Below are 7,203 nucleotides of genomic sequence, written 5' to 3'. Positions count from 1 at the left end.
AGAAAGTGTTGGGCAACCGGAGCTATTGGCCTTTGGTGTCCTCGGCGAGGCGTCGTGCGGCTTCGGTCTCGATGGGGCCGTTGGGTGTGATCTCCTCGCCAGCGAGGCGGGCGGCCATGAGCCTGATCATGACGACTCTGTGTTCGACTACAGAAGGCGGCGCCTTCCCCAACGGAGGGGAGCGACTGCGGAGGACAGCACACGAACAGTCAGTCCGGCAGGCGGTCCACCAGCCACCAGGCGGCGCTGTTGGCCGCGAGCTTGCCCTCGTCGCACGGAAGACTGGACAGGAGCGGTTTCCCGGCAACGGGCGCTGTAACGGGTGCGTCCGTGAAGTTCACGGCGCACACGAAGCCTGTCCCCCGGCCGAAGACCAGGGTGTCGGGGGGAGCCGGCAGCCAGCTCAGGGCGGGGTCGCGCAGAGGGACGAGGCTGCGGCGCAGTTGCAGCGCGTCGCGGTAGAGGTGCCAACTGGACTCGCTGTCCTCACGCTGACGCTGCACGGAGTGTCGGGCGAACGACGGCGGTTGCGGCAACCACACCCGGTGTGCCGGTGCGTCGGAGAAGCCGAACGGCGCGTGTTCCCCGGCCCAGGGCAGGGGTACGCGGCAGCCGTCGCGGCCTTTGTCCGGGTCGCCGGTCGCGGCCACGATGGGGTCGGTCAGGGCTTCCGGCGGCAGGTCGGTCACCTCGGGCAGACCGAGTTCCTCGCCTTGGTAGAGGAACGCGGCGCCGGGCAGTGCCAGCATCAGCAGAGCCGCGGCGCGTGCCCTGGCCGCGCCGCGCTCCGGATCCGGTTCCTCGCCCGGCAGCGCGCCCCGGCTGTACCGGGTGGGGGTGCGCTGTTGATCGTGGTTGTTCAAAACCCAGGTGACCGGTGCCCCGACGGACGCGATGTCCTTCAGGGCGGCGGCTGTCCGGGCACGGAACGCCGCGGCGTCCCAGGGGGTGTGCAGCAGGTCGAGGTAGAACGCCTGGTGGAGTTCGTCGGGGCGCAGATAGGCGGCCTGGTCCGCGGGCGTGGGTGCGGCCACCTCCCCGACGAGGGTGCGCTCCTTGCCGTCACGGGCGGTGTAGGAGTCGCAGATGGCCCGCCAGCGACGCCAGACCTCGTGCACCTCCGGCCGGTTCCAGGCCAGGGGGTTGACGGCGTCGCGGGCGTCCTCGTCGGCGGTGGGGTCGGGCGAGTCGGGCAGGTCCGGGTGCTTGAACAGCCCGACCGCGACATCGATGCGGAAGCCGTCCACCCCCCGGTCCAGCCAGAACCGCAGTACGTCGTCGAAGGAGTCCACGACCTGCGGGTGACGCCAGTTGAAGTCCGGCTGATGCGGGGTGAACAGGTGCAGGTACCACTGTCCGGGCCGGCCGTCGGCTTCCCGGACCCGGGTCCAGGCAGGCCCGCCGAACATGGCGCGCCAGTTGTTCGGCGGCAGCTCCATGTGTTCGCCGCGCCCGTCGGCGAAGTGGAACCTGGCACGTGCGGCGCTTTCCGGTTCGGCGTCAAGTGCCTCGCGGAACCACGGGTGTTCGCTGGAGCAGTGGTTGGGAACGACGTCGAGGATGATCTTGAGTCCGAGGGTATGCGCGTCGGTGATCAGTCGGTCGAATTCGGCGAGGTCGCCGAAGAGCGGATCGATCGCGCGGTAGTCGGCGACATCGTAGCCGTGGTCGCGTTGCGGGGAGGGAAAGCAGGGGCCGAGCCACAGCCCGTCGACACCCAGCATGGCCAGGTGGGGCAGTCCGGCCCTGGCACCGCGCAGGTCGCCCACACCGTCGCCGTTCCCGTCGCGGAAACTGCGCAGGTAGCGGGGCTGTAAAGAGCAGATGGCGGTTACGTTAAGGTCACGGCCGGCCCGCCGAGATCGAGGAACGGCCGCAGGCGGAGACCTGCCCGCTCTCGTTCAGGGGCGCGAGCAGAGCGGGCCGGGCCGCCGGCAGCCGCAGCTCTCTCGCAGCACCAGTTCCACGGGCAGTCGGCGTGCGACCGGCGGACCCGAGGCATCGGCGATGCGCTCCACGAGGATGTCCACCACCGCCCGACCCATCGCCTGCATCGGCTGCCGCACCGTCGTCAGGCTCGGGCGCCCCACGCGCCCCGCCATGATCCCGTCGAAACCCGTCACCGCGACCTGCTCCGGCACCCGCACCCCGCGCGCGGACAGCGCGGTCATCAGGTTCAGCGCCGCCACATCGGTGACGCACACGAACGCTTCCGGCAGACCACCGTCCGCCAGCACCGCGTCGACCACGCTTCCGGTGTCGTGCTCGTCCACGGCCAGTCCCTCGAGAGGCTTGCGCGGTACCCGCAGCCCGGCCGCCCGCAACGCCGCCTGGAACCCGGCGGACCGTTCCTTGGCGTCGAACGTACCGATGTCACCGACGAACAGCAGATCCCGCAGCCCGTGTTCCACGATCAGGTGCTCCGTGATCACGCGCATGCCGCCGCGGTTGTCCACGGATACCGTGCTCAGCCCGCCGTGCTGCGGCCCCTCCGAAAGCGCCACCACCGGGATCCGCCGGGAGATCCGCTCCAGCACCTCCCCCGGCACCGTGTTCGGGAACACGGTCAGCCCGTCGACCCGCCCGACGATGTCGGTCACGACCGTCGGGCCGTTCACCCGGCCGCCGCCGCCGATCAGCAGCGCATAGCCACGCTGCCAGCACTCCAACTCGACACCGCGCTGCACCTCGTCCACATACAGCGGAAATCGCAGATGATCGTCCGGTTCGTCCCGCACCACCGAAATCCCGCCCTCCGACCCCTTCGGGCCGGCCGACCGCCCGTCCTCGGGCTCCCCCACCGGTTCAGGGCGGAAATAGTCGAACGAGTACAGACCCAACGCCCCGGTACGCCCTTGCACCAGCCCACGCGCACTCGCACTCGGCACGTAGTTCAGCGCCTCCGCAGCGGCCAGGACGCTCTTTCGGGTCTCCTCCTTGACCTTGTGCGGTCGGCGGAAGGTCATCGACACCGTCGCGATGGACACACCAGCGCGCTGCGCCACGTCGTAGACCGTCGCCGCTTTTGCCATTTTCCCGCCTCTCTCCGGCCGCATCTTCAGCCATGTTAAGCGCATAGATGCCCTCGGCGGCCGGAGTCGGCACGCGGCGGGCGGGCATACTCTTCCGCCGAAGCGCCGCGGCCCGGGCAGCAGGTGGCGATCCGCGCCACCTGCCTGGTGGGGGCGTGGACCACAGGAGCGATCCGCAGACCGGCCCGGCTGCGCCATCCGTTCGGTTCGGCGCTGATGTCCGTCCAACCGGCAGATGATCGACGATGTCCAGACCCCGGCCGTGCTCGCCCTCGGCGTCGTCGATGTGCGCGAGCGAGCTCCGCTCCGACGGGCCGCTGTCGACGACTTCGATGCACAGTTCCCGGTCGTCCAGCGACACGCTCACAGTCATCTCGGCACCGCCGTGGCGCGCCGCGTTGGCCGCCGGTTCGCCGATGATCAGGACCACCGCTACAGAGCAGGCGGTTCGGTATTCGCGCGACGCGGCCGGGGAGCCGGACGGTGCCGGACTGGGTGCCGGCCACGCCGGGACGCCTGCCCCCGCCGCCCCGCTCCCAGCAGGTCCTCGACCTGGCCGGGCCCGAGGCGTACGAGCACGTCCTGGCCCGCCTGGACGCACTGGTCGGCGAGTACGAACTCGACTACCTCAAGTGGGACCACAACCGCGACCTGCTGGAGACCGTCCACGCCGACCAGCCCGACCCCAGCGCCTGGCTGCACGGCGTCGTCTCTGCCGACCGGCGCCATGCCGTGTTCAGCCTGATGCAGCTCACCCGCTCCACCGATTCCGTTCCCGCACACCTCCAATTCCCTGCCTTGAACTCCGACTTGCACTACACCGTCACCGTCTGCCCAGAGATCGGCATACCCGTCGGCTTCCCCGAGCGGCCCGTCCCCTGGCTCACCCGGGGATCGATCCGCCTCCCCGGGTCCGCGCTGTCCGCCATCGGCCTGGCCGTACCACTGCTCGACCCGGCCCAAGCCGTGGTCCTGGAACTGCTGGCGGACTGACGCCGGTGTGTTGAGCGAACGTGTCGACGTCGAGCCTCGACAGCAGCATCCACGGCCGGTAGTTCGGGTAGCGAAGGAGCCGCGGCGGCACGACAGTGGATCCTGAGGCCCCCGCCGTGGCGGAGCCGGGCCCCGGCTGCGGTCACAACGCGAACAGATAGGCCGCCCCGCGCCCCGCGTTCCCGAACGTCGTGAGGTTACCGGGCGCGGGCCCCAGAGTGGTGGTACCGGGGGCCGCACGGTGGCAGAGGCCGGTGCGGTAGGCGTCCATGGCGGCTTCGGTGCGGCCCATGCGGCGCAACAGGTCGCCCAGGAGCGTGCATAGGTCGGCGAGGTCGCCTGCCGCGCCGCTGCGTTCGAGGAGACCCAGGGCACTGACGTAGTGCTCCTCGGCGGATGCCGGATCACCCCGGTCCTCGGCCATCAGGCCGAGCAGCCGATGGGCACCTGCCGCGTGCACCGCGCCCCGGGTATCGCCGAGGTCGAGGAGGCGCGAAAGCAGCTCCTGTGCCTCTTCCTGGCGACCGCGGCGGCGCAGCACGTCGGCCAGCTCCACCTCGACCTGGGCGGTGAACAGTGGGGCGCGCTTGGCCGCCAGCATCTCGCGGGCGGTGCGCAGTTCGGTTTCGGCCTCTTCGAGCGCGTCGTGCTGGGCATGGACGTACCCGCGCATCCAGTGGCAGTGCGCCAGTTCGGTACGCAGATGCAGTTGCTGGTAGAGCTCCTGTGCCTTGGCGAGTGAGGCGTCCGCCTCGGCGATCCGGCCCTCGGCCAGCAGAGTGCGGGCGACGCTGCGGTGCATACCGGCGACCAGCGCCGGATCGGAGACCTGCGGGGCGAGCGCGAGGGCAACCTCGGCGGCATGCGCGGCGCGGGCGTGCGCGCCCATGTCCATGTAGGGGCTGATGGAGGCGGCGTAGAGCAGGACGAGTGCATCGGGGTCGCGCAGTTCACTCGCGGCGAGTTCGTCGAGTGCGGTCTCCAGCACGTAGCAGGCGTAACGGAGTTCGCCCGCCAGGAGGTGGGCGACGGCCCGGCCGCGGATCGCGCGGGCCCGACGGGGCAGGGGTTCGGTGGCGAGCTGCCGCTCGGCTTTCTCGAAGTGGGCGCGGGCCTGGGCCAGTTCCCCGGTCTCCAGGGCGCAGTCGCCGAGTCCGATGCGGGCGGCGGCCTGCTCGGTCACCAGGGCGAGGCGCTCGGCGTCGGCGAGCAGTTCCCGGTAGCGCAGGGCGGCCTGCTCGGGGGTGCCGGTGGCGAGCAGCCGTTGGGCGTCGGTGAGGGCGAGGCGCAGTTCCGTGGCGAGGTGCGCGGGGTGGCCGGTGGTCAGTTCTTCGTAGGTGGTGCCGAGTTGCCCTGCAAGGAAGCGCAGGGCGGTCTCGGAGGGGCGCGCCTTGCCCGATTCCAGGGTGGAGATGTGGGCCGCGGTGTACTTCGGCTCGGCAAGCTGACGCTGCGTCAATCCCAGTTCGGTGCGCATCCGTTGGATGCGGCATGCGATCGTGGCCGGATCATCCATCGCGTACCCCCTCTGTGTCTCTTCCTCCCCCTGGAGGCATTGTGCGGCAACGCCCGAGCGCTTAGCTTAAGTTCGTACTTAAATTCACTCAAGTTCAAACTTGTGTCCCCTCTCGTGCCAAGGAGAATCCCTTGCGCAGATCGAGCACATCCATACGCAGATCCATGACCGCGGCCGCTGCGGCCGTCGCCTTCGTGTGCGCTCTCGCCGCCGCTCCCGGTGCCGCGGCGGCGCAACCGACGCCCGACCTGGTCAAGGTGGAGATTCCGGGCCCGGAACACCCAGGGCCCGTGGCGCTCTCCCACGCGCGCACCGAGGCGGGATCCGGGTACACCTGGGTTTCCCGGCAGGGCAAGGACGGACGGCCATCGGGCGCCCTCTCGCCCGACCGGGCGCCGGGCGACGGCGCCGTCACCAAGGTCGTCGACAACGGCTCCACCGCGGACCGCCTCGACATCGTCTTCGTCGGTGACGGCTACACCGCAGCCGAACTCGCGCGATTTCACACGGATGTCAGGGAGCGCTGGGCGGAGATCGTGGCCGTCGAGCCGTACACCACGTACGCGAATCTCTTCAATGTGTGGGCGGTGGACGCGGTTTCCCGCCAGTCCGGGGTGTCCGGCGATCCGAGCCGAAACGTGGTGCGGGACACGGCACTCGGATCCTACTTCTGGTGCGAGAACACGGATCGGCTGCTCTGCGTCGACGAGGCCAAGGTCGACTCGTACGTCGACAACGCCCCCGCGGTCGACCTGGTGATGGTCCTCGCCAACAGCAGCATGTACGGCGGTGCCGGCTACAACACGCCCAGCCCGAGGCTCGGATACGAGGGCATCGCCACATCCTCCGCTCACAACGCCGAGTCCGGGCAGGTCGCCGTCCACGAGACGGGGCACTCGCTCGGCAAGCTCGCCGACGAGTACTTCTATCCCGGCGTCCCCGGCTACGAGCACTACAGCGGACCCGAACCACGCGAGTCCAACATCACCGAACTGACCGCTGCGCAGATGCGGGGCGCCCGCACCAAGTGGTACCGCTGGCTGGGCCAGGCCTCACCGGACGGCGGCAGGGTCGGCGCGTACACGGGCGGCGGCTATTACGTGACCGGCCTGAACCGGCCGACGGACGGCTCGCTGATGCGCTTCCGCGGCAAACCCTTCAATCTGCCCGGGGTCGAGGCGATGATCGCCGGTTTCCACCGACACGCCTCCGCGGCACACGCCCTCACATCGACCGGGCAGCCGCTGCATGCCGGGGACAGCGCGCGCATCGCCCTGGCCCAGCCCGCCGGTCCGGCCGCGCGGCCGCTTCAGGTGCGGTGGTATCTCGACGGCGAGCGCTTGACGACACAGGTGCGGGAAGACTCGGTGCAGGTCTCGGAACTGCCGCTCGACGCGCACCGCTCGGGACCGCACCGGTTGACCGTGGTGGTCGTCGACCCGACGGACTCGGTCCGGGACCCTGCCATCGCCAAGACACTGCGGACGAGCCTGACTTGGAAGGTCCAGGGCTGACGGTACGGATCGACGGCAGTACAGCGACCTCGGCGCGCGCCCCCCGCCGGGGTCGCGCCGCGTCGGCCGGTCCGCTCGGGATCAGGACCCCGCGCCCGGACCACCACCGAGTCCGAGTCGTGGCCGATGGGATCGTCTCCGGCTCGGG

Annotated in this window: 5 protein-coding genes and 1 pseudogene; 2 read left to right on the top strand and 4 right to left on the bottom strand. The window is 70.4% G+C overall.

Annotation, left to right across the window (positions count from 1 at the left end):
• Nucleotides 1-209: 209 nt before the first annotated feature.
• The 3 genes and pseudogenes from A3IC_RS0113185 to A3IC_RS73485 form a co-directional block, all read right to left on the bottom strand.
• Nucleotides 210-1,826 carry a glycoside hydrolase family 13 protein gene (locus A3IC_RS0113185; RefSeq protein ID WP_079026414.1) on the bottom strand — a complete coding sequence of 539 codons (1,617 nt, stop codon included), beginning with the start codon at nt 1,824-1,826 and terminating at the stop codon, nt 210-212.
• 75 nt (nt 1,827-1,901) lie between these two features.
• Nucleotides 1,902-3,032 (bottom strand): LacI family DNA-binding transcriptional regulator, encoded by a 1,131-nt coding sequence (locus A3IC_RS0113180; protein ID WP_026218212.1) that lies wholly within the window; start codon nt 3,030-3,032, stop codon nt 1,902-1,904.
• A gap of 250 nt (nt 3,033-3,282) precedes the next feature.
• Nucleotides 3,283-3,462, bottom strand: a pseudogene (locus A3IC_RS73485) (ATP-binding protein); the annotation flags it as partial.
• A 53-nt stretch (nt 3,463-3,515) separates the two neighbouring features.
• Between A3IC_RS73485 and A3IC_RS0113175 the strand changes: the two are divergent.
• On the top strand, nt 3,516-4,025 hold the full coding sequence (locus A3IC_RS0113175) for an alpha-galactosidase (RefSeq protein WP_020550527.1): 510 nt from the start codon (nt 3,516-3,518) through the stop codon (nt 4,023-4,025).
• A 142-nt stretch (nt 4,026-4,167) separates the two neighbouring features.
• Here the strand turns inward: A3IC_RS0113175 and A3IC_RS54135 are convergent, their stop codons facing one another.
• On the bottom strand, nt 4,168-5,541 hold the full coding sequence (locus A3IC_RS54135) for a helix-turn-helix domain-containing protein (RefSeq protein WP_052173444.1): 1,374 nt from the start codon (nt 5,539-5,541) through the stop codon (nt 4,168-4,170).
• A gap of 164 nt (nt 5,542-5,705) precedes the next feature.
• On the opposite strand from A3IC_RS54135, the gene A3IC_RS0113165 reads away from it, so the two are divergent.
• Entirely contained in the window at nt 5,706-7,055 is a 1,350-nt protein-coding gene (locus A3IC_RS0113165; protein WP_020550525.1) for a M64 family metallopeptidase, read from the top strand.
• Nucleotides 7,056-7,203: the final 148 nt, after the last annotated feature.

The organism is Embleya scabrispora DSM 41855, from assembly GCF_000372745.1.
In the GTDB taxonomy this organism is placed as follows: Bacteria; Actinomycetota; Actinomycetes; order Streptomycetales; family Streptomycetaceae; genus Embleya; species Embleya scabrispora.
The sequence above is the reverse complement of the archived record's forward strand: the minus strand, read 5'-3'. Positions and strand labels throughout refer to the sequence as shown.

Bases quoted from the DNA above. Each gene is read 5' to 3' on its own strand.
- A3IC_RS0113165 (WP_020550525.1), top strand. From the start codon at position 5,706: ATGACCGCGGCCGCTGCGGCCGTCGCCTTCGTGTGCGCTCTCGCCGCC.
- A3IC_RS0113180 (WP_026218212.1), bottom strand. From the start codon at position 3,032: ATGGCAAAAGCGGCGACGGTCTACGACGTGGCGCAGCGCGCTGGTGTG.
- A3IC_RS54135 (WP_052173444.1), bottom strand. From the start codon at position 5,541: ATGGATGATCCGGCCACGATCGCATGCCGCATCCAACGGATGCGCACC.